General features: G+C 41.4%; 6 protein-coding genes and 1 pseudogene. 2 read left to right on the forward strand and 5 right to left on the reverse strand.

The window, feature by feature from the left end; translation table 11 throughout:
- Positions 1-18: 18 nt before the first annotated feature.
- Complete coding sequence (gene rtxA / locus AAC147_RS00125; RefSeq protein WP_047678769.1) at positions 19-13,917, forward strand: MARTX multifunctional-autoprocessing repeats-in-toxin holotoxin RtxA; 13,899 nt, start codon at positions 19-21, stop codon at positions 13,915-13,917.
- 111 nt (positions 13,918-14,028) lie between these two features.
- On the opposite strand, the gene AAC147_RS00130 is transcribed toward rtxA, so the two are convergent.
- The 5 genes from AAC147_RS00130 to AAC147_RS00150 form a co-directional block, all read right to left on the reverse strand.
- Entirely contained in the window at positions 14,029-15,612 is a 1,584-nt protein-coding gene (locus AAC147_RS00130) for a hypothetical protein (protein ID WP_047678772.1), read from the reverse strand.
- A gap of 10 nt (positions 15,613-15,622) precedes the next feature.
- A complete protein-coding gene (locus AAC147_RS00135; RefSeq protein ID WP_047678775.1) occupies positions 15,623-16,972 on the reverse strand; it encodes a hypothetical protein in 1,350 nt (449 codons plus the stop codon).
- A 154-nt stretch (positions 16,973-17,126) separates the two neighbouring features.
- The gene (locus AAC147_RS00140) at positions 17,127-18,629 is read right to left on the reverse strand and encodes a hypothetical protein (RefSeq protein ID WP_047678778.1); all 1,503 of its coding nucleotides are present in this window, start codon (positions 18,627-18,629) and stop codon (positions 17,127-17,129) included.
- A gap of 190 nt (positions 18,630-18,819) precedes the next feature.
- Positions 18,820-20,721 (reverse strand): hypothetical protein, encoded by a 1,902-nt coding sequence (locus AAC147_RS00145; RefSeq protein WP_047678781.1) that lies wholly within the window; start codon positions 20,719-20,721, stop codon positions 18,820-18,822.
- 203 nt (positions 20,722-20,924) lie between these two features.
- Positions 20,925-23,729: an inverse autotransporter beta domain-containing protein gene (locus tag AAC147_RS00150; protein ID WP_052189367.1), complete on the reverse strand. Its 2,805-nt coding sequence runs from the start codon at positions 23,727-23,729 to the stop codon at positions 20,925-20,927.
- A 163-nt stretch (positions 23,730-23,892) separates the two neighbouring features.
- Here AAC147_RS00150 and AAC147_RS00155 point away from each other — a divergent pair.
- Positions 23,893-24,015, forward strand: a pseudogene (locus AAC147_RS00155) (IS1 family transposase); the annotation flags it as partial.

Consider the following 24,015-nt stretch of genomic DNA (forward strand, 5'->3'; position numbering starts at 1 on the left):
CCAACACCAGGAATATTTATGGGGAAATCATCTAATCGAAGTACTGAATACTTCTTTACCGGTAAATACGAAGATGATAATGACGGTAACACAATACACGCCATCGGCGTTGGTGGCGTCATCAATGCGTACGGTGGTAATGATTACATTGTCGTCGGATCAATTGGGGCTACAGTCAATACTACATGGGGACATGATACTATTGTCGGCGGCGCGGGTTATCTGAATATCAATGACACCAGTGGCTCTCTGACCGTAAAAGGCGGTGCGGGATATGCTACTATTAATAAAACACATAACGGAACGGTAGAGTTTGCCGGGGCTGCCGGTGGGTTGCAAATCAACCACACCGGTGACAATGGTGCTATCAATTACTCTGGTATATCTGGATACAATGGCATCACCCGCAAAGGTGTGCGGGGAGATATCCAGTTTAAGGGGGCTGCTGGTTATAACAACCTGTACTCCGATGTTGAACAGGGGAATATCCATTTCACTGGTGCAGGCGGTTATAACAAGATTGTTCGTAAAGGTGCTGACAATGATTTCAGCGGTGAAGGGATAGAATACGCTGATGCCGGAGAAATCGTTCTGAAAAATGCCACCATGAATGGTTCATGGATTGGCAGCGATCATCAGGTATCAGGCCTGAAATCAACACGAGAGCCGAACACGTATCTGTTTGCTTTTGCAGATGGTACTTATACTAAAATCAATAAAGTTCAGCTTCGTAATGATCCGGCAACGGGAAAACTGATCTATCACTCAACCTCTTGGTATAAAGAAGGAAATCACCTTAAAGGGCTTGAGAAACAAGATATCTCTGCTCAGGGTGGTTTTGTGGATGTTAATCTTGACGGCGCATATACCCTGTCAAATCTGGTTGTTGAACGTCAGCAACTTGTCACAATTCAGGCAGTACAGCAGAATCTGACGGAAAACGCATGGGTGATTTACGGTAATGGTATCCAGGTTAATGCGGCTGATATTGTTTTGTCAGATGCCAGAATGGGCGGATATGCAATTTATCAGGATGGCACGACTGTCGATGTAAAAGCGGTCAAATCTAACCGGATGCCAAACACCTATGTGTATGCCAAAAAACTGGGCATATATACCAAAATTGTGGTAGTTGAGTTAAGGAATAATCCAGAAACCGGAATACTGCAATACATCGCCCGCCCTTGGTATAAGGAAGGTGATCACACTGCCAATCTGGCAAACGAAATCATTTCTGCGGGCAATGGTTATCACAGTATGGGCACCGGAGGTTATTCACTGAGTGATCTCCATTATAGCGCCAAAGTGGTACACACAGTGAGTGACCGTGTTGCCAGGACACACGAATATAGCGAGCAGTCGCTATTTCCGGCCACTGAACGACGTGAAAGTTCGGGTGATGTTCGTTATGAAGGTGCTGGTGGCGGTAACGTTATCAAATCTAACGTGACAAGAGGTAATGTCTACTTTGACGGTGCCGGTATTGCCAATTTTATTGAACATACTTCCGAATTCGGTAACACAGAATTTAAGGGGGCGGGTGGCGCCAACGTCATCATCAAAAAAGGCCAGGAAGGAAACCTGAGCTTTAATGGTGCCGGTGTTGCCAACGTACTTCTTCACCAGGGAAAGCGTGGGGATATGGAAGTCAATGCTGGCGGAGCAGCAAACGTACTGGTTCGCGTTGGTGATGGTCGCTATCTTGCTCATCTTCTGGCGGTCGGCAATATCTCTATCCACAAAGGTAATGGCAATAGCCGCGTTTCAATGGGAGGGGGTTTTAATACTCACACTCAAATTGGTCATGGGGATGCGGTCTGGTCTGGTGTGGGTGGTGCCAATGTCCTGACTAAAATGGGGCAGGGCCATGTTTCTTCTGTTCTGGCCGGGGGAGCTAATATCCTGACCAAGATAGGGGAAGGTGATCTCGAATCTGGCTCGTTCGGCGGTGCCAACTTTATTACCCATATTAGCAGTGATAGTGATACTTCTAATCCACTTTCTTCTGATACAAAAGCAGTCGCACTGGGCGGTGCCAATATTCTGACCAAAAAGGGCAAGGGCAACCTCTTGGCTGTTATGGGAGGTGGTGCTAACGTCCTGACGCATGTTGGTGATGGAACAACTTCCGGCATCATGTTAGGTGGTGCCAATATTCTGACCAAAGTTGGCAATGGCGATACTACCGGCATCATGTTGGGGTTGGGTAACGTCTTGACCCACGTTGGTGATGGACAAACATTGGGTGTGATGGCTGCGGCGGGTAACATCTTCACTAAGGTGGGAGATGGTGAAACCATTGCCGCCATGTTAGCAGTCGGCAATATCTTTACCCATGTCGGAGAAGGGAATGCGTTCGCAATGATGGCGGGCGGCGGCAATATCTTTACCAAAGTGGGTAATGGTAATGCGCTGGCGTTAATGTTGGCATTTGGCAACGTATTTACTCACATTGGTGATGGCACCAGCGTTGCTTTGATGATCGCCAAGGGCAACATTGCGACGAAAGCCGGTAATGGTGACGCACTGGCTGCGATGATCGGCAAAGCCAATATCTTTACTCAGATTGGTCACGGCTCCACTTTTGCTGCCATGATTGGCGGTGCAAACGTTCTGACCAAAGTCGGCAATGGCTTGACGGCGGCATTGATGATAGGCAAGGCCAACATTTATACACATGTGGGTGAAGGAACCAGCATCGGTTTGTTTGCCGGTACGGCTAACATCATGACGAAAGTCGGTGATGGCACAACATTAGCTGCTATGTTCGGTAAGGCTAATGTTATGACTCACGTCGGTAATGGCCTGACAGGTGTGCTTGCATTGGGCAAAGCCAATATCGTGACAAAAATCGGTGACGATTTTATGGGCGTCGTTGCTGCTTCAGAGGCCAACGTAGTGACGCATGTTGGTGAAGGAACAACGGCCGCTTTGTTGAACGGTAAAGGAAACATTCTGACTAAAGTGGGTAATGGAACTGCTGTTGGTCTGTTGGTTTCTAAAATCGGCAATATTATGACTCACATTGGTGACGGAACCACAGTCGGATTTGCCAAAGGTGAAGCCAACGTCATTACCAAAGTGGGTAATGGTTCGGGCGTCAACGCAGTTTGGGGCAAAGCCAATATCCTGACCCATTATGGTGATGGAGATCGCTACAACTTTGCCAAAGGTGAAGCAAATATCATCACTAAGGTGGGGGAAGGACAGGAAATCACTGTTGTCCAAGGGCAAGCCAATATCGTTACTCATGTAGGTAATGGGGATGATTACACCGGTGCTTGGGGCAAAGCGAATGCGATCACGAAAGTGGGTGATGGGCGTAATGTCGTACTTGCTAAAGGTGATGCCAATATTGTCACTCAGATTGGCGAGGGAGATAGCTTCAACGCGTTGTGGAGTCAGGGCAATCTAGTCACCAAAGTGGGTGATGGCACTCAAGTAACTGCGGCTAAGGGCAAAGGCAATATCATCACGACAGTCGGTAACGGTTTGAGTGTAACGGCGACGCATGGCGACCTGAATGTGAACACCAAAGTCGGTGATGGCGTCTCTGTCAACGTGGCTTGGGGGAAATTCAATGTCAATACCCGTGTGGGGGATGGCCTGAATATCTCCGTCATGAAAGGGACAGGCAATGCTAATATCCGTGTCGGTGATGGCCTGAACGTTAATGCCTCTTATGCCCGAAATAATGTGGCAATTCAGGTAGGTAACGGTGATTTCTACAGCCTTGCCGTGGCCGAAAGTAATACCCAGAGCAATAAGTTAGGGGCACTGTTTGATAACATTAAGCAGACAGTGCTCGGCACTGCTGGTAGTCAGGGCATCAATTATCTGGTTAATGGTGATGAAGCCAACACATCGGGAACCCATAAAGGGCGTGGTGCCATTGACTTGCCAGAGGTTTCCTCACTGAGTGGTTTCAGACTGACAGAGATTGATGAAGTGACTTCTGAGTTGGGCGACAGCCTGAAAGGAACAGTATCAGAAGTGAATACGCCAGACACTGATGCAATCCAGAATGCTCTGAGCGATGAAACGCAGGGGTATAACTTAATTACCAATGGTGATTTTGAGCAGGGTTCTGTGGGATGGCAGTCCTGGCAGTCCACGAGTGGGGTTGAAGCTGATTTTTCTGCTGAGTCTTATGGGCTAAATAAGAAGGGACACGGTGAGCGTGTCAGTGAACTTGATACCAATACTAATACCCGTATTTACCAGGATATTGACAACCTTACCGAAGGAGAGTCCATCACAGTTAGTTTTGACTTCGCAAGGCGTACCAATATTTCTGCTGATAATGGGATGTGTGTATTCTGGAATGGCGAAATTGTTTTTTCAGTTTCCGCAGGTGAGGCAGCATGGAGTAACAAAACCTTAACTCTGAAAGCACAAGAGGGAAGTAACCGACTCGAATTTGCAGGTACTGGCAGAAGTGATGGTTTGGGTTACGTTTTGGATAACGTTGTTGCTCAATCTGAACTGTCAGGCAGTAGCGTTGCTAAGCATGTGAAACAGGATAAGGCAGCCCAGAATGCCTTACAGGATAAGGAAAAAGCAGAAGCCGATCGTCAACGTCTGGAGCAGGAAAGAGATAAGCAACTGACAGCGGTTTCTGGTACTCAAGCACAACTGGAAAATACCGATCTGGAGGCACTGGAGGCTAATGGTCAATCGCAGCGTGATTCTATCAATGATGAAGCACAGGCAGTGACCAACGCGTTGATGGCAAAAACTAAAGGATTAGAAGCGTTGAATGATCATGCGACGCATCATGGACAATCCGGCAGTCAGTGGCGTGATCAGTTTGCTGATGGTTTGTTGGGAAATCTGCAATCCCAACTGGATATTGCAAAAGAGATTGCACAGCAGCAACTAGATCACTCCCAACAAGCCTCTTCAGAACGACTGGGTGATATTAAAGACGCAGTCACCAAATCTGAGTCAGGTATCCTCAAAGGGGAACAAAACCATCAGCAGTCTTTACAGGACATCGAGAAAACCCGTGCCGACATAGAATCGCGGGAACAAGAAGCTATAGCTCGCATGCAACAGGCTGAACAGTCTGCCCGTGATGGAAAATCCGCAGTACAAAAAGCAGAACAGCGTGGTCAACATGCAGTGTCTGCGGCGGAGATAAAAACGGCACAAGTACAATCTGATGCTAAAGGTGCGAAACTTGATGGCAATAGCCTGCCGAACCGGGCGCAAGCAACGGGAAGCGGATTGTCAGTTAAGGGGCAATCCGCGACTTATACTGGAAACGCGTTTGAAACAACGGTTGAAAATCACGCCGAAAAAGTCAATAGCTATATTGATTCCGACTCTTCTGTTGAAACAGAGGAGGGACTCAGTATGGAGTTGCAATATCTGGAAGAAGATCTGAACGAACTTGACGATGCAAAAGAAGCGTTAGATCGTTTACAGATTAATGCCGGAGTGCGTATCAGAAAGCGGCAGACTAATCTTAATGCTCAAAGTGAGGAAACTGCGCAGTCATCGGCTGATAGCCACGTTTCCGTCAATGCTCCTGATACCTCTACTGATACATCTGCGTCTGCCAGCAGTATGGCGGATAGGCCTGTCAATTCTGTCAGAAAAGAACAGAAAATTTCTGGTTTGGATCTCAGCGGGCTAAAAGCACTGGGGGAAACGCTGGCACAGCCGGAAGCGGCAGAGACATCAACAGACTTTGGGGCAGCGATCAGAGCACAGAAAGTGGCTGACGTTTACCGCTGGCTGGACAGTGATAACGATGTGGCGACCGAAAACTACATTCCAGTACCGGGCTTTGAACGTGTGGATGCAGATATCCCTGACGATCTCAGACAAAAAATGGTGAATTTTGTTGAAGGTTACCTGAACGGAACTGAAAACAGTGTACCGGAAGAACAGAGATCTTCACTGGCGAAACTGTTCGTTGATGCCACAATCGACTATGACTGGGATAAGCGGGTCGAATTTATTTCAAGACTTGAGCACTATGGCTATAGTTTTGAGCCTACACATGGTGATAAAAGCATCGTGTCGTTCTGGTCTGGCAAGAACTTTAAACAATACCGCGACATTCTTGACGCAGCCCAAACGGACGGTAAAAAGGTCGTTTACGATACAGATGTAGAAGGTAACTCTTTTGCTATTCAACTCAACAAGATATTGATGCGTTGGGGCGGCATTTTCCTTGATTCAGATAATGCACAGCAGAATGCACTACAATCAGTCATTAACGCATCTACACTGAGTAATACGGGTTTCTGGAGTTCCCTGTATGCAACCGGATCACGTGATGATGTCTATGTCATTGCTGAGGGTGGCCTGCGTTTGGGCAACTATTTCTGGAATGTTGAATTGCCAGTGTTGCGTCAATTACAGCGTGAAGGATTAGTGGGAGAAATCCGTCTGCTGGATAAAGCAGCCAAAGAGTATCAGGGCGTACCGCTTGAAGAGATTGGCCGCAGGCTGACAGAAGCGGGCGTTTCCGTAAAAGCACGTTTTGACTTACTTAGCCTTAAAGAACAGGAAAAACGCCTTGCGTTGAACCCTGACAGATATCAGCCGGATACACTGATTGATCTGAATATCAAAACCAGCGCTATCGACAATCTGCTGAATCAGGCATTGCCATTCTATGGATTACGTACAGAGCGTAATTTGCTGGTACGTGAATCTGATGATGAGGAAGGTTTTGAAGTCCGCCCTTGGCCGGGCAATCGTGATAATGGTTCTGAGAACGCAAGCTTCAAGACCATTATTGTAGAAGATCAGGATGATACAGCTCAGATTAAAGCTATTGAACGTTTTATCCTCGCCAACTATGACAATTATGCTCAACTGCCTGATAAGTTATATCTGGTGGATGATCGCATTGTTTCCCATGATAACGGACGTACCCGTATTCTGGCTGAAAAAGTGGAAGGTAGCTGGCGTTACCAACCGAAAACAGATTTGATGTCTGTCAGTGAATTGCAGGAAGCGGCTTACGTTAAAGGCAAAATCCGTGGCGACAGTTATCAGAATGTACTGGATGCGCTCAGAAGCTATGAAAATGTGCTGCAAGAAAGTAAAGATTATGACCTTCATGCCATTGAAAAACTTTATGATTTACATCATGAGGTGGACGGTTATCTGTTGGGGCATCCGGATTCAGAACGTGCGCCAACACTGAAAAACTTGTTGTCACAAATTAATGTGCGGATTGACGAGTCAACGACGCTTGCAGAATCTACTGTAGAAAGTTCTGGGAAGGGCAGTTTCAGTGAGCTGTATAACAAACTGGGTAATGCCAACCTGAAAGATTCGAAACACCTTTATATTGATGAGCAGGGCGATTTTGTTACCCGTGGTAAATCCAATATTCAGATTGCCACGAAAACAGAAAGTGCAGAAAAAGCGATTGAGCAAGTCAAAACATCCATCACCAGAGAATATGGTCAGTCAGTGACAGAAATCGTTTTCTCAAATCTGAATGCCCGTGACCTGGCGAAAGATGGCAAGGGAATTGATATCTCTGGTTTGAAAAAGATACATCAGGCCATTGAACAGCAATTATCGCCGATCAGCGCCACTTTGTTTATCTGGAAGCCAAGCGATCACAGTCGGTTAGGCCATGCAGCCCTGCAAATCGGACATGGACGTATTGAAGTCAGTGCAGAAAATGCAGAGGAATTTAATGAGAAAAACTATGTCAGTTGGTGGCCGAAAGGTGGCAAGTCAACCAACATTGGCCGCATTTTTGATGTTTCCTCAGCGGAGTATCCGGATGTAAAACTCCGTTGGCGTGACCTCAGCCAACCGGCAGGACAAAGTGGAGCGCTGGCGCTGGATGTCTCTTCCGAAGAAAATGATAACTTTGGCTTGCAGGATGGCGCACGTAAGCTGGAAAGATTTATTGAAAAGTTACAGGTAGCAAAAGGCATTGATGCAAGATTTGAAGACATCAGCGAAGGTTTTGCTATGGCTGCTTTGGCGAATCCTAATCTGTTGAAATCTGCCGGCATACCGGAGCATATTGCGCGCCCGTATATGCAACAGTGGGAAGATGGCCGCATAGATATGTTTGAAGTGGGTAAGGGATTTGCCGAAGCACTGCGGACAGTAGCAAAACAGCATTCACCTGAACTGACTGAGAAACGCATTGCCAATGTGATTCGTCAATTTGCAGAGTATGAACTGAGTAATATTCAGGACTTTAAGGCCAGTGAACCCGATCAGGGACGTGTCTTCCGTATTAATCTGGCAGGCTTGGATGCGGCAGCGATGCAGGCGGAATGGCATAAAATCAGCCAGAATCCTGATGCCCGTTACCAATTACTGACAGGTAACTGTTCAAGTATTGTTGCCAAAGTTCTCAAAGCGGGAGGAGCGGATCAGGTCATCGGACATAAATGGCGGCCACATTTTGGCATTTGGACACCAAATGAGTTGTTCAATTATGCGCAGGCATTGCAGGAAGCGCAGGCTGAGCACATAGTCAGAAAGCCAAACCGTCTGATCGGTGAAGATTTGACAGTGCCGGGTAGCAGCGAAAGCAAAGATAAAAACAAGGTACTGGAAAATGTCGCCATTGATAATGATGGTACGCCACCACGTGAGCGGGAACCATTTAACCCGATAGCACGCTTCCTGAATAACGAACTTTATGGTGCTAAAGATGCCCGCCGCAATGTCAATGAAGATACCCAGATATTGCTGGATCACGCGGTTAATAACGGCACAGCCGATAAAGTGACATTACGAGGCAGTGCCGGACGCCTGACAGGCTATTACCATCTCTCTGCTCAGGGAACAGAGGCATCTACAGAACAGAGTATAACGAAAAAAGTTGTACTTTTCATTCATGGTTCCGGTTCATCAGCGGAAGAACAAGCCGATGCTATCCAGCTTCACTACCAAAAACAGGGTATTGATTTGCTGGCGGTCAATATGCGGGGTTATGGTTCCAGTGACGGACATCCGAGTGAAAAAGGGTTATATCAGGATGCCCGCACAATGTTCCACTACCTGGTGAATGATCGTGGCATCAAACCAGAAAATATCATCATTCATGGCTACTCAATGGGAGGCCCGATTGCGGCAGATCTGGCCCGTTATGCAGAACACAGTGGACAACCAGTATCCGGTCTGTTGCTTGATCGCCCAATGCCGAGTATGACCAAAGCCATTACAGCCCATGAAGTACCAAACCCTGCTGGGATCACAGGGGTGCTGGCAAAAGCGGTGAATGGGCGGTTTTCGGTTGAAAAAAATCTGCAAGGTATCTCGAAACAGACACCAATCATGTTGTTGACCGATAGCGAAGGGTTGGGGTCTGAAGGTGAAAATCTGCGTTCCAGACTCGTCGCAGAAGGTTATCAGGTGTCGGGTGAACATACTTTTTATGGACATGAAGATAGCAACAGATTAATGAAGCAATTTGCGCGGCAGATTGTGACTAGTCTGTTTGATGTGCAACATCAGCCTCATAAACCAGAAATACTTAAAGATATCTGGAGTGAATTGAAAAGCGTTGGTGAAGTGCTGAAACCACAGGTAAACAAAGCAGGCATAACCACGTATGATATCCGCACAACAGAAGATTTTCTGGCAGGTTATAAGCAGGGCCATGCCAAACAGATCGTGGATGGATTCCGTTCAGACATGAGCATCAAGCAATTGGTGGATCTGCTGGTTAAAGGAAACTGGAGCGCAGAACAAAAAGGTGCTTTGACATGGGAAATTGAAAGTAAGGCCTTAAAAGCCACTTTCCAGGAGAAAGCTGAGAAATTCCACCTCTTGTTCCGTGATGTAGCTTCTGCGGGTATTGCTGATACTAAGGCAAATGAACAGCCTGCACCACAGACATTGTTCCTGAATCTGTCCAATGATGGCTATGGTGGGCGTTGTGACCCATTATCAAAGCTGGTTCTGGTAGCGAAACAGCTTGAAAACGATGGTCAGGACGGCGTTGCCCGTAAATTACTGGAAAAAATGTACTCCACAGCCGCCGTACTCAATAATCCAGATCTGTATTCAGCGACTGAACTCGCTAATGCCAATAAGTTCTTGGGGTCTTTGGCAGCCCTGCATGCCCGTAACCCGATGTATGAGACATTTATCAAAGTATGGGAAGAAAAGCTGGACGGCGAGCGGGCACTGACTGTTAATGGCGTAATTAATAAAGTGACTGCGGTAAATACCGATGGTAAACCGGTTCTCCTTGAACTGGATGCGCCCGGTCATGCGATGAGTGCGTGGGCGAAAGGCAGCGGTGAAAATCGTGTCTATGGTTTCTATGATCCGAATGTCGGTATTATCGAATTTTCTTCTGCCGAGAAATTTGGCGATTACATGACACGTTTCTTCGGCAAAACTGGTTTGAATATGGAAAACAGTTACAAGATGCCGAAAAATAGCGCGGGTGAAGCTGTTTTTTACCGTGTAGTGGTGATGGATGGCGGTGTACTGGCTACCTATAAACCCACACACAATGTCAGCATGAGGGATATCCTTGATCTGAACGTGTTTGATGAAACGCCGATGAAAGCACGTGCAGAACCTGAAATTACCGATGTGGTGAAATCACCACTTAAGGACAATCTGCCTGAAAGTGTTGACCGCGTGGTTGACAATAAAAATGTCGAATCATGGGAACGCGTTACCGTCACACCACAGGCGGAAGGTGGTGAAAGCCGCTTTGATGGTCAGGTTATCATCCAGACAGAAAATGATCCGACGGTCGCCAAAGCGGCGGCAAGTTTGGCAGGTAAACACCCTGATACCAGTGTTGTTGTCCAGCTTGATGCAAATGGTGAGTATCGTGTGGTTTACGGTGATCCTGCTAAATTGTCTGGCAAATTACGCTGGCAGATTGTTGGACACGGGCGTGATGAATCAACTCAGCATCTGACTCGCATGGCGGGATACAGCGCTGACGAATTAGCACTGAAACTGAAACAATTCAGTACAAACTTCAAACAGGCAGGTATACCGGAACATATCAGCCTTGTGGGCTGTTCATTGATCCGTGATGATAAACGTGACGGTTTCGCACGACGCTTTATTTCAGCACTTGATGGGCAAGGGCTCCGCACTACCGTGTCAGCACGCAGCAGTGAAGTTGCGGTAGACAGCATTGGCCGTAAACATACCCGTGATGTTCAGGAGCAATGGGTTCATAAGCTGGTAGATAATAAAATTGTGTTGGGCTGGAATGGGAAAGGGGAAGTGGAAACTCATTCTGAACGGATCCGTCGCGGCATCTCTGAAAATGATATTATTCTGTCCCGTGTGGGGCACGGCAATGCAGAGGCCAAACCGCAAGGGGCGATTGCAGAAAACAGCGAAACATTCCATGCGCCGAAGCAGTATGAGAATGACAAGGCACTGCAAAATAATAATGCACCGAATGCAGCATCTTCTGACCAGCATCTGAGCTACTCCGGCAATATTCAGGTACAAGTAGGGGATGGAGAATTTACTGCTATCAACTGGGGAACCACGAATGTCGGGATCAAAGTGGGAACAGGTGGCTTTAAATCTCTGGCTTTCGGTGATAACAATGTGATGGTTCACATTGGTCATGGTGACAGCAAGCACAGTATAGATATTGCTGGTTATCAGGCATTTGAAGGTGCACAACTGTTTGTGGGTAACCGTAACGTCAGTTTCAACCTGGGACGTAGCAATGATTTGATTGTGATGCTGGAAAAATCCATTCCGACACCGCCATTGGTCAACCCATTTGATGGTGCGGCACGTATTTCCGGCGTATTGCAAGATATTGCCAGCTCACAAGGTTCATCGGATTGGCTGGCAAAGCAGGATCAACAATGGAGTCTGGAAGGTGCGAAGAAATATGTCAGCGATCTGTCGGGCCTCGATCTGACCAGCAGTGTCAAATATGAAACCCTGACTGAACTCAACACAGAGAATGAGCGTAGCAGTCGTGGTCTGAAAAGCGATCTCGAAAGTACCCTGAACAAAAAATACAACCAATGGTTGGGAGGAGTGGGTAATAAACCTGAACCGGGAAGCCTCAGTCGGGCAGATAAGTTCCGGCAGGCAAATGAGAAACTGGCTTTCAACTTTGCTGTTGGTGGGCAAGGCGCTGATATTCAGGTGACAACCGGCAACTGGAACTTCATGTTTGGTGACAATATTCAATCAATACTGGATACCAATCTGGGTTCACTGTTTGGTTTGATGACTCAGCAATACACCTCAACAGGTATGGCAAAAACCACCTTTACATTCAGTCCGACGGATCTGCCACGTCAGATCAAGAACAAGCTATTGGGAAATCTTGCTGGCGTCAAAGCTGATACTACATTGGCAGATATTTTTGGGGTCGATTACACACCAGATGGACGCATTGTTTCCCGTTCCGGTCAACCCGTGGATGGTGTTGCTATTCTGCGGGAAATGCTGGAGATCATCGGAGAATTCAGTGGTGATCAACTGAAAGCATTCACTGATCCGGACAAATTACTTGATGGCTTAAAAGCGGGGTTAAATACGGGTACTGATGGTATTAAATCTTTCGCAGAAAGCCACGGATTGAAAGCGAAAGCGCCTGTTGACGCAAAGGAAGGCAAAATATCCCTGAGTGAAGGTAATAAGCCGGCTGAGCAAACCGAAGCTGAACGACCAGAACGTGCATTTGGGTTTAATGCTCTGAACCTGCCAAATCTGTTTGCGACTTTGTTCAATCAGGATAAACAAGCGGAGATGAAATCTCTGGTCACTAACCTGAAAGAGAACCTGACAGCCGATTTGTTGAACATGAAGGACAAAACGTTTGACTTCCTGCGCAACAGCGGTCACCTGCAAGGTGACGGTGATATTCACATCTCCCTCGGTAACTACAATTTTAACTGGAGTGGTGATGGTAAAGATCTTGGTGCGTATCTGGGAGATAACAACAACGTCTGGGGCGGCCGTGGCGATGATGTCTTCTACTCTGTAGGAACCTCCAATATTTTCACTGGGGGTGAAGGTAATGACGTGGGCGTTCTGATGGGGCGCGAAAATATGATGTTTGGTGGTGCAGGCAATGACGTTGCTGTACTGGCCGGACGCATTAACTACGCCTACATGGGAGAGGGTAATGATCAGGTCTTTGCTTTCGGTGAAGGCGGTGTGATTCAAGGCGACAAAGGACGCGATTATATCGTGGCGTCAGGTAACTTCAACCGTATTGATGCCGGTCAAGATCAGGATTATGTCGTCACTATTGGTAATAACAATCAGGTGGATTTGGGAGAGGGTGACGACTTTGCGACCGTATTTGGTAACTATAACCAAATTGATGGCAACAGCGGCAGTAACTCTATCAAACTGATGGGATATCATGCGGTAATCAATGGTGGTACGGATAATGATCATCTGATCGCCGATGTGGTTTCCAAGTTCAGCCAATTTAATGGTGGTGACGGCGATGATCTGCTGGTACTGGGTGGATATCAGAACCGCTTTAAGGGAGGAACGGGTGTCAATAGTTTTGTGGTCAGCGGGAATGTCATTGATAATGTGGTTGAAGATATCAAACAAAGTGACAAGATCGTTTTCAACGATATCAACTGGCAAAACGTGTGGTTCCAACGTAGTGGCTACGATTTGGTTCTGTTGACCAACCGCAATGTCCGGGATAGTTCGGTACAGGGGCAGTTTGAAACGGTAGGCTCTGTGACCTTCAATAATTACTTTCATGGTAACCGTGCGAATATCGTTACCCTGATGAGCGATAAAGATGCACAAGGCGAACGCGAATATAAGGCCCTGTCTGACAATGCTGTAGATACGTTGGTGCAGGCGATGAGCGGATTCTCCCCGAATATCGGTGCCAGCAGTTTTATTGACTCGTTTGATAGCCAGACGAAGTCAACCATCATCACTGCCTGGACTGATACGACAAACGGGAAGTCTAAACTGGCCTGATGGCGGAAGGCATTCTGACATTTAAAATTTCTAATAACTATTTTAATTAATAGCAGTGGCCCACAATAGAGTGGGCCACTTTTGTCTGAATACATATTAACTTAACGGAGCTTAGTGATTAGCACTGGAATCAGTATCATTCCCCATACTAGTATCAGCAAAAAGCTCTGCAATATACCAATGGTCTTTACTCTGATCTTGCCTCAAAAAATATTGCCTTCCATCAATGGAGAAAGGAACCAGATATTGATAATTCGTATCCCATGGATTTTCATGCTCATTTACCGTATCTGGACGTCCTTTAGGAAATATATAAGCAGTAAACCAATAGTTGTCATAAAATCTTTGCCCTGCATAATAGTATTTATCTTCAATAATATATGTAAATTCTGGGTAGTAATAATATTCCCAGGTATTAAAAGTATTCTTTTTACCTAGCTTTCCATCTTTACTTAACTCATAAGTAAAAGCATTATTATTTACTTTTGTATGGATATATATATATTCTCTATCTTCCATTGAAAAGAAGAATGTAGCTTCATAGAAATTATCCCAGCTATCTTGTTCTGTTGGTTTCCCCATTTTTCCATTCGGAAGAACTTTGTATATAATATAAGGATATTTGTTGCTGCTATTTTTAACTTGACTATGAAGATAAATAAATTGGCTTTCACCAGCTTTATATGTAAATCCTACATCGTAATAACTATCCCAGTAGCCACTATCTACGATTTCTTTTTGCCCTTTTTCATCTAGTTTTGCAATAATCCAATAGGATTTATATGTATTTGATGACTTATTAATAAAATTCTTAGCTAATCCAAAAAAATATTGCTCTTCCTTAAGAACAAAAGGAAACATTAAATCATAAAAATTTACCCACTTCTGCCCAGTAGAAGTTTGCTCTCCCTGCTGCCCGCCTGCAATCAGCTTATGAACAGTCACCAGATGATCACATTCACGCTGGCGCAAAAGATACTGTTGATTATTAATGGAATAAGTAATAATTATTCTAATATATATCCCTCCGCTGGGAGGAGAAGCTTCACAATCCAGATTCCGCTGAAAATGGATTTGTTCTATTGCATGCGCTGTTTTGCTGGTTTTCAAGAAACCAGTGAGTGTTACAGTTTCACCATCTTCATTTGTGTCATAAAGTTCAAAACTCGCATTTCCTGATACGTCAGTATCTACAGAAGTGGATTGAATTACCTGATTTTTTTCAAAAGAAGCAGACCCTGTAACATTTAAATCCAACTTACGCTTGATGAGATTTACCCCTGAGCCCGTTCCTGTGAGAGTCGCTTTAACCTTATTACTCTGCACACCATCAGCCATTGCATTGTCACTGATTACATTAAAGTTAAGTGTGTAATGTGCTGTAGCTTTCAAATGGTAGGGTTGTATACCAATTTGTCTGCCATTTTCTTGAAGAAAGACAGTCAACTGACCATCACCACCTACATCCGGGCCTATGATCGAGACAGAGGCTTCCCCTGTCCCATCTGTATGGCAAGCCAATTTTTTTTGACCTGTATCCTTACCATTAACGACAAAGCTACCTAATGAGCATTCAAAAATTAGGTTTAATTCAGTCAATGTAATAAATTCTTCATAAGCTAAAATCTGAATATTAACAACCGAATTTCCTTGGAATAGCTCATAAGATTGAATAAATTTCAGTGAAATATTCATATTATTCTACTCAAAGTGTAAGAGGGTCAACAAAAACAATAGTATTGCTAATCTGATCCATAGAAACACCACTAACATTAATAGTGAAATTAGTTCGAACAGCTTTCTCGGATGTCAAAGGATAAATTAATATCTTATTACTATCGGGATCAGATATTTCTAAAATGTTATTAACACCATTAATCTTAATATCAGGACTATTGAAACTCACTTTAATGGAAGTAATTTTATTTGATAAAAGTTTGATGAGAAGAAAACATTGACAAATTCCATCTGCGACACCATAAGAACTATAGGTATAAGAAAGCTCTTCCCCTGAAGATAGCATCCAATTTGAAAAATCCAGGGGGACTTTATAGGCAATAACAGGATCTTCATAGTTAAGACTTAACACACTGTTTCTAGTAATATCGTCACTATAGATATGAAGGTAACCCACTCCATTCGGATCTATATTATCTACCACTGTATTATGTTCACCATTACTAAAGTAAGCATTTGTTAGTTGAGCATTAATTGGTTTACTATTTAAATCAGTATATATAACTGCTGTTAGAAAAGGTTTTATATCGGGATTGTCATTAGAAATAGAGCCAATATTTTTAGTTGTTTGTACCTTAACATTGACAATATCTAAATCATTAAAAATGGAAACTTGCGTATAATTGGATGTTATTTTCTTAGAGGAAGAAAAATTCGCAAGAATAGATTTTACTTCTAAAAAATTAACATTATTTGTTTTAATCGTATAATCTGCATAACCACTATTTATTTGATCATGGCTCAATATTATATTGTCGGAATTAAGAACCATCAATTCGACATTATTTTCTCCCAAAATTTTAGCGGTAATAACTATAGTGTCATAATCCACCAGGTCTTTAAATTTAGCACGAACTCTAATTCCACCTTCAAGCTCGATTTTATGTAAACATAATATGGAACTTTTAGCGTCAAGGAAAATAATTTCATTGTCGGAATAATCCATCTTATAATCTCCTATAAGAGTGATATTTGATGTTGGTGAATAAATATGATTACCGTCTAAATCCTTTACCATATATTTAGCTTCACATAAGCCAGATATCTCTATTTCATTCACATGAAACAATAAAAGATAGAAATCCTGTTTTAGTTGATCTGGAGTGACATGATAAGGAATACTTTTCACTTTAGCATTGATATTATCTTTTAAATAAATCTCCCCTTCTATTTTATCTAATAACTCTACGCCTTCATATGAATTCACTTTCATCATTATATAGTTAATATGCATTGCTATAATGTCAGGTATAATAATTATTCCATTTGAATTACTTTGAGGGAATTCAGGAGCTGACAAAGTAATTTTTTCATTCATAAATCACCTTTCTAAAAGTTATTTTAAATATATAGTAAATAAAATTAAATTTTAGCTTAAAAAACTCTGGAAATTTAATAGAGTAATAAATAATTTAATGATTAATTTTCATTGAATTATTTCTAATAAGGTATTATCTCTATATTGTTACATTTTAAAATGTAACAATATGACCAGACCAAATGCCGCCATATGTCACATCACTATCATTATCATCACCAATTTGGTAATCAAAGAAGATCTCTCCATCGCGATATGGAAATGCCAAGTTATTATTTAATAAATTATAAGGTATATTAAATTTCAATGTTGCTGTTTTTTCACCTGCGTTATCTGGTTGATAGGGCATACTACCTTTAAAGACATGTTTTATCGTTCTGGTACTCGAATTAATATATAAAGTTAAAATGATTTCTGAGCCAAATTTTACTTTAGTATTCTCTTTGTTATCATTAGTTCCTGTTATTCTGACAAACAAACCTGCATCGTCTGAGTTGTGGGTATGATTAGATATCTTTTTGTTATTGATATCGCCATCCTGTTCTATAATTTCATCAAAACTAGAATAAACCTGGCAAGGTTCATATATTCTATCAATATCTGTCCACGGTCTATTGGGCCCTCCTCTGTAAGTGACATCAGCAGGGAGAGATTTAGCCATTATAGAGCCACTTGACTGAATAAAAAAATACGATAGTTTTGATATATTATTTTTTTCTAAAATAAAATAAGGTAACTCCATTAAACAGGGGGAATTTTTGTTTTTATTAAGAACTCTCATGTAGTACTTATATTTTTCATTAACAAAAAATAATAAAAAATCACCAATTTCATGATCATCACATGGTGACATATCTACCCAAAATTTACTTTCTCCTTTTGATATTAAATTACCATCAACAGCAGTTATTATTTCCAAAGATTGACGATAGTTTTTAATGTTATCAACAACAATAAAAATAGGATTTTTAGAGAAAGCATAGTCGGTTGAGTTTGGTATTGCAGAAGATAATTCAATCACTAAGGGTAGTGATTTTCTGGGGGAAATATAGAATTCCACCTTGCCTTTATTGTCTGAGTTGACAAAAATCCCTTGGAAATCGCCAAATTTATTAACATTTATTTTTTTACTTTTATCATTATTATAAATATTTACTTCTCCTAACTCATTAATGGTATTAGTTTTTATAAATACAGGCACCCCTGATAATGTTTTGCCATTTTTATCTCTTATCATTGTATGAATTTTAGTTGATATAGAGTCAATTTGAGAGATATTAAATGATATCGGAATTGCCAAAAATGGGTTATCAATATTTAATCTCACTGAATTTGAATCAATGGTTCTTACTGTGCTTTGCAGCGTTTTAGGTTGAAAACCACTAGATGAAGTTTTTACACTAAAATAAATTTTTTCATATTCCGTTATAGAGTTAAGTACAGTAAGAATGACTGTTGCTGCAGCTTTTTTTTTGCCTTGATCTAGTGTTAAGGGGATAGCATCAGGTGGTACAGTAATATTATTGCTATTATAAAATGAGATAGTAGAACCATCATCTATATTGTCATCAGATGATAGTGTCACTGTAAATAAAAAACTTTGCCCTATTATTAAATTACCATTATCAGGTAAGGAAAATTCCATTGTATTAGACATATCTCTATTTCCTCATCTATGTTATAAAAATGGGATATGCCAGTATTCTTTCAAGTTATCTCTTTGTTGATTGCATTTACCCATCCCAGTAATATAGCAAACTATATTGCTGGGATTTATTCCCTTGCTCTTACAATGTAACTCAAAAATTTATTGGCTATAGTGCTTATTCTTTACAATGAATTAATTATCACGTGTGGTCTGGCACAGTGCCAATATTGCCATTCCAAATTGCACTATATTGTTTTGTTTCATCTTTGAAGAATTCATAATCAAAGCTGATATTACCTCTCCAATTCACACCAACGATATCATCATAAGGAATGTGGAAGAAGATAGAGTCTTTATTCCCGATACCACCAATATTTTCTAAGCCAATTGGAGTGGTATAAGAAAGTGTAAAACTTTTATTGTCTGAATTTACGTATATATTTAGGGTGATGTCTGATATGCTTAATGGGACTGGATTTGTTTTTGCTTTTTGAACAATAGTATCAGAACGTAAGATCTCTATAAATAATCCTTTATGTTTATATCCAGGATATTGCATGATATTACTATAACTAATATCATTATCAGGAGGTATAATATTATCTGGGCCAACACCAAGACTAGTATGAACTCTGCAGAGTTCGTAATCTCTTTTAACATTTGACACAGGTTCATAAGGGACACCACCTAAATAAGTCACTGGCAATTCTATAGAATACAATGCATCCCCATTCAGCTTAATTGCAGTATAAGAAAAATAAGATGTATCACCTTCTTTAAAAATAGAGTAAGGTAGTTCTATGTAATTAGGAAACTGTGTGGTTGGATCACTGATATTTACAGAATGACCAGTATAAATTTTATTAACGAAAAATAAAATGGTATCACCTCTTGATGCGCCTGGGTAACTATTTATAATTGTTAAGAAACCCGACTCCGAAATATTTCCAAATAAATTAGTAGGATCTTTACCAACAATATTGGGTATTCCTATAGAGTTTAAATAACCTACGTTAATATAGTTAACGGCATAAATGGTATTCTTAGCTAGAGCCATAGCTCCATTTTCATATTTGGTTTGAATAAGAGTCAATAAGTTAAGTACACTTACCAGTGACTCTTTAGTATAGAGATAAAACTTCACTATACCCCTTTCATTCGACGCGATAACTAACCCTTTACCTGCAGGTCCAATTTTTTGAAGAGAGAGAGAATTGCTATTGCTGGCATCCTTAAAGTCAAACTCTTCCATTTTATTTTGCTGTTGTGATGTTATAAATACAGGCGTACCAACCAACGCTTTGTGAGTATTTTTATTTTTCAACGTCGTATATACTGCTGTATATTGTGACTTAATGGAATTACTATCTAGTGGCACTTGTAGATAAAATTTCTCAACAAAAAGTGCTAATGAATTTATATCAATTTCATTAGCTTTACCCATAAATTTTATAGGTCTAAAGACAGTGCCAGTAGTAGACGTTGCAGTCGTATTTACTGTAAATTTAATATCTTCATTATCTGTTGCTGTCGGGAGTACTGTAAACCCTAACTGTGCAATGGCTGTTTTTGTATCATGTGAGGTAATCAGAGTAACAGGAAAAGGATCGAATTTTATATTACTACTTTGATCGCTTATAACTACTACCCCTCCCAAGTTAATAAATCCGTCCGTACTTAATGTGACAGTAAAACTAACATATTGACCTATGACTAAATCAGCGTTTTTGTCAATTGAAATATCCATTGGCAGTCTTGGCGTTTTAGCTTTACCCATAACTTTTTGACTTGTAAACTTAACTCCACCAGCCTGAGCATCGGTTTCTACTTCAAATGTAATATCAGTACCGACCGGTGTGTTCGGGAGGATTGTAAACCCAAACTGTGCATTAGCTGTAAGATCTCCCTTTTTGTTCTTAAGATCAACAGAATTTGAATCGAATGTTATATATCTATTACTAGTATTTTTTATCGTTACTTTATTTCCCGTTGAAATACCTTGATTCGAATTTAATGTTACAGTAAATGTAACATGGTTGCCTATAACAAAATCATCTTTATTAATAGCTGAAACTGTCATTTTATTAATTGGTGATGTCATTATATTACCTCATTTTTTATTAATTCTGGCTATGGATAATAATGAATGGAATAACTTATTTATGTTGAAAGTGTTTTTTCAAATTAATGGTTGAGTTTGTTTTTTACATTAAATAAATAATAACTAAAAAACCAATGAAAAAAAGTTATCAGTTGATAATTTTTTTTCATTGGTGAAATACTATATTATTTTATAAGGTTTTTTCATTTTATGGGCTGTTTTATATTGGTCAAATAACATAAAATAATACCATTTAATGCCTTATCAAAAGTATTGTTAATAAAATCATAAATTCTGTACTTTTGCCGAATAGCAGAGTTGGTATTTTCTACTACAATAGTGGGTTTATTTTTATCCAACCCGCTGATAAAGCTAAACACCCCCCAATTATATAAATTACCAAATTCATTAAACAGGCTATAAATATTGGTAGGGTCAGAAGCCTCTTTATCTGAAAATAGCTTAGGTTTTATATCGTTGGGAGAAGACGTAATATAACTACAAACAATATTATCAGTTATATCATGATACCCCTCACTAGGAGGGGGGATAAGTTTTCGGGTAGACATTTTATATTCATAGAATTGAATTTCTCCAGTGTGTTTTTTTATTGTGGCAGTTATTGTGGCATCGCCTGTCGCGTTAAATTGTATGGGGCCCTTTTTGTCAGCACCAATTGATAACATCCCTTTTCCATAGGTTGGTGAATAAACATCTTTTATACCATAAATGATTTCATCTTTATTAAAGGGACCAGAGCTTTCGGATGCTCTCAATTCTCCTCGCAAAGTCCAAAAAATGTTATGCGGATGACGTTTACCGCTTTTATTATCAAAGTATTTGTTTTCATTAGTATAGGTGTTATAAGCATACAATACCGCAGGTTGAGTAACCGGTGTGAAGTCCACGTTTTTATCTGCCTCTTTACTGACAAAAGTCTTTGTATCATCACTACTTGATCTAGGTATTGTTAATGTGACCTTAACATTTTCAACACCAACAGAACTATTCAATTTTGCGTATAAGTACCCATTCTCATCGGGTTTAAATTTATCTCCGCCTGTTGGGGAATAGGGAGTGGGTGGAGGGAGTTTTTCTTTATCTATTCCGCCGTGATCGTGTGTCCATTGCACATTTTTTAATGTCTGAGGAGGAATATGTTTTTTGTTCTTAGATTTTTCTACAATTAATGCCCTGTAGTAATATTCCTTTTTTCCATCACCCATTAATGGTTTTTGCTTATCAAAATTGGTTACTTCAACACTGGAAATATCAAATTCCACCGGTGCCGCGAAGGTGACCGTCGGCTCCAAGGTAGCTAACCCCTCAACAGTGACTTTTATCTTAAATGCCCCAGCGGTTTTACTGGTCATGGCTGTGTTGGCTTCACCATTAGCCCCAATTGTCGTGTTGGAGGGGGAAAAGCTAACTTCTGCCGATTCAGAGGTAAACGTCACCTTCTTGTTAGCTTCCGCGTTGCCATCTTTATCCTTTGCGACGACAGTTAGCGCATAAGGGGTGTTAATCTCCAGTGTGTCTGGAAGCGATCTTAGAAAAACATTGGCCTTGTCAAAAGAGACTGCAGGCTTCTTTTTCGCGACGACGGGAGGGCTTCCTTCAATAGACAGGGAGACAATAATGTCTTTTTCTTCTTTCCCGCCCGTCATAGATAACTCGGCGGTTAATTCCCCTTTGTCGTTATCTATTTGCACACTCCCTTCGGAAGCCTTTAACGTCAGTCCATCGACAGACTTATCTTTATTCCAAACCACATGAGAGATAATAGTTCCCTTTTTCACATTCTGATCATGCTTATCCACGATAATCGCTTTATAGATATATTTACTGGTCCCATCCGCTGTTAAATTGCCATCCTTCTCAGTATGTCCTTGGGTCGTGATGGTCAGGGTATTATCTTTTATTTTGTAACCCTGCGGTTTCCCTTCTGGCACAAAAAACTCAGCCACTGGGATTTTCCGATGATCAAGCACGATATGGTGATTTCGTTCTACTAGATCATGACGGCTACCTGACAGGGTACGCATTGATTCCACATTATCGGATGACAACTGCGCACTCAACGGTACACCCATTCGGTAATTTAAACTTGCCAGAAATTGGGTTTCAGTCCGATTTCTTTCCCCCTGTTTATAATCCATCCCAATGGTTATCAAGGGGATTGGCGTATAAGTTATCCCCAGCTTGACCAGACTGGGGTTTTTCTGTTTGGTCTCCCGGTTAAATAAAGTCACGTTCTCGCCAAAATATTGCTCATAAGATAATTTGCCCCCGAGATTAGGGTAAACAGGCAGGAAGAATTCTCCATTAATATCATAGCCATTGGCGGGGCGTTCATGATACTCTTCGAAGGTTCGCGAAATTTGCCAGTCACTTAGCCGATAATACGCGTTGGCCGCCAGCTTGATATAATCCCCCCATATTTCACCACCTAATCCCAGGCGCTTATTCTTACCCGTAATGTCATGATCATGAAAGGCATTTAGGCCATACATCCAGCCCTGATAAAAATAACGTCCCCCAAAACCAACGTTAATTGTATTCCGGCTGTCTTTGTTACGGTAACCTAATTGAGAAAAAAGTAGCGAGCTGGTTTTATTATCGTAAAGAGGTAATAACAGATCTAATGAATGATTTTCCAGTTTGCCTTTTCTATCCAGACCAAAGTTAATTTTAGCTGTGCCGAATTGAGATAACCACTTCTGGGCTTCAGAGGAAACAGTGCTATTAAATTTACCCAAAGCATAGGATGTTGCCTGTTCTACGAGTTTTGAAGGGGAAGAAGATAAAATATGACTTACCCTTTGGACATTGCTGCCAATAACATGTGGTATATCAAGCTCTGAGGTATCATTAGTTTTTTCTAAATGAGTATGCAACTTTTCCGGTTTTATATTAGCTTCCGCTAAAGCGTTAATTATTGTAGAAGGCGTAAATAATGTATAGATTAAAAGGAAAAAACCAATAATTTTACTTGTACATGATGACATATATCAATACCTCAGAAGTTTTTATATTAGCTGAGACCTTTACCTGATTTTTCATCTCTATAACAGTACCCATTTTTTTACTTATTAATAATAGTAAGAAAATTTAAATTAGCATAATTCAAATTAACTTCATTCAAAATAATTATCACATAATCAACGCTGGTTTTGGCAAGCTTGGGAACCCCGTATAAAACACATTGTGGATCATGTTATTGGTGATCGCAGCAGGAAAACACGGGAGAAATTACTGATGCTTCTGTTCCCTTTTATTAACCCGGTGTGCAAA

Origin of the sequence: Xenorhabdus sp. NBAII XenSa04 (assembly GCF_963866145.1) — a bacterium.
GTDB lineage: Bacteria > Pseudomonadota > Gammaproteobacteria > Enterobacterales > Enterobacteriaceae > Xenorhabdus > Xenorhabdus indica.

Excerpts from the sequence above, each read along its gene's own strand:
- rtxA (WP_047678769.1), top strand. The coding sequence starts at position 19 with ATGGGGAAATCATCTAATCGAAGTACTGAATACTTCTTTACCGGTAAA.
- AAC147_RS00150 (WP_052189367.1), bottom strand. The coding sequence starts at position 23,729 with ATGTCATCATGTACAAGTAAAATTATTGGTTTTTTCCTTTTAATCTAT.
- AAC147_RS00145 (WP_047678781.1), bottom strand. The coding sequence starts at position 20,721 with ATGACATCACCAATTAATAAAATGACAGTTTCAGCTATTAATAAAGAT.
- AAC147_RS00135 (WP_047678775.1), bottom strand. The coding sequence starts at position 16,972 with ATGAATGAAAAAATTACTTTGTCAGCTCCTGAATTCCCTCAAAGTAAT.
- AAC147_RS00140 (WP_047678778.1), bottom strand. The coding sequence starts at position 18,629 with ATGTCTAATACAATGGAATTTTCCTTACCTGATAATGGTAATTTAATA.
- AAC147_RS00130 (WP_047678772.1), bottom strand. The coding sequence starts at position 15,612 with ATGAATATTTCACTGAAATTTATTCAATCTTATGAGCTATTCCAAGGA.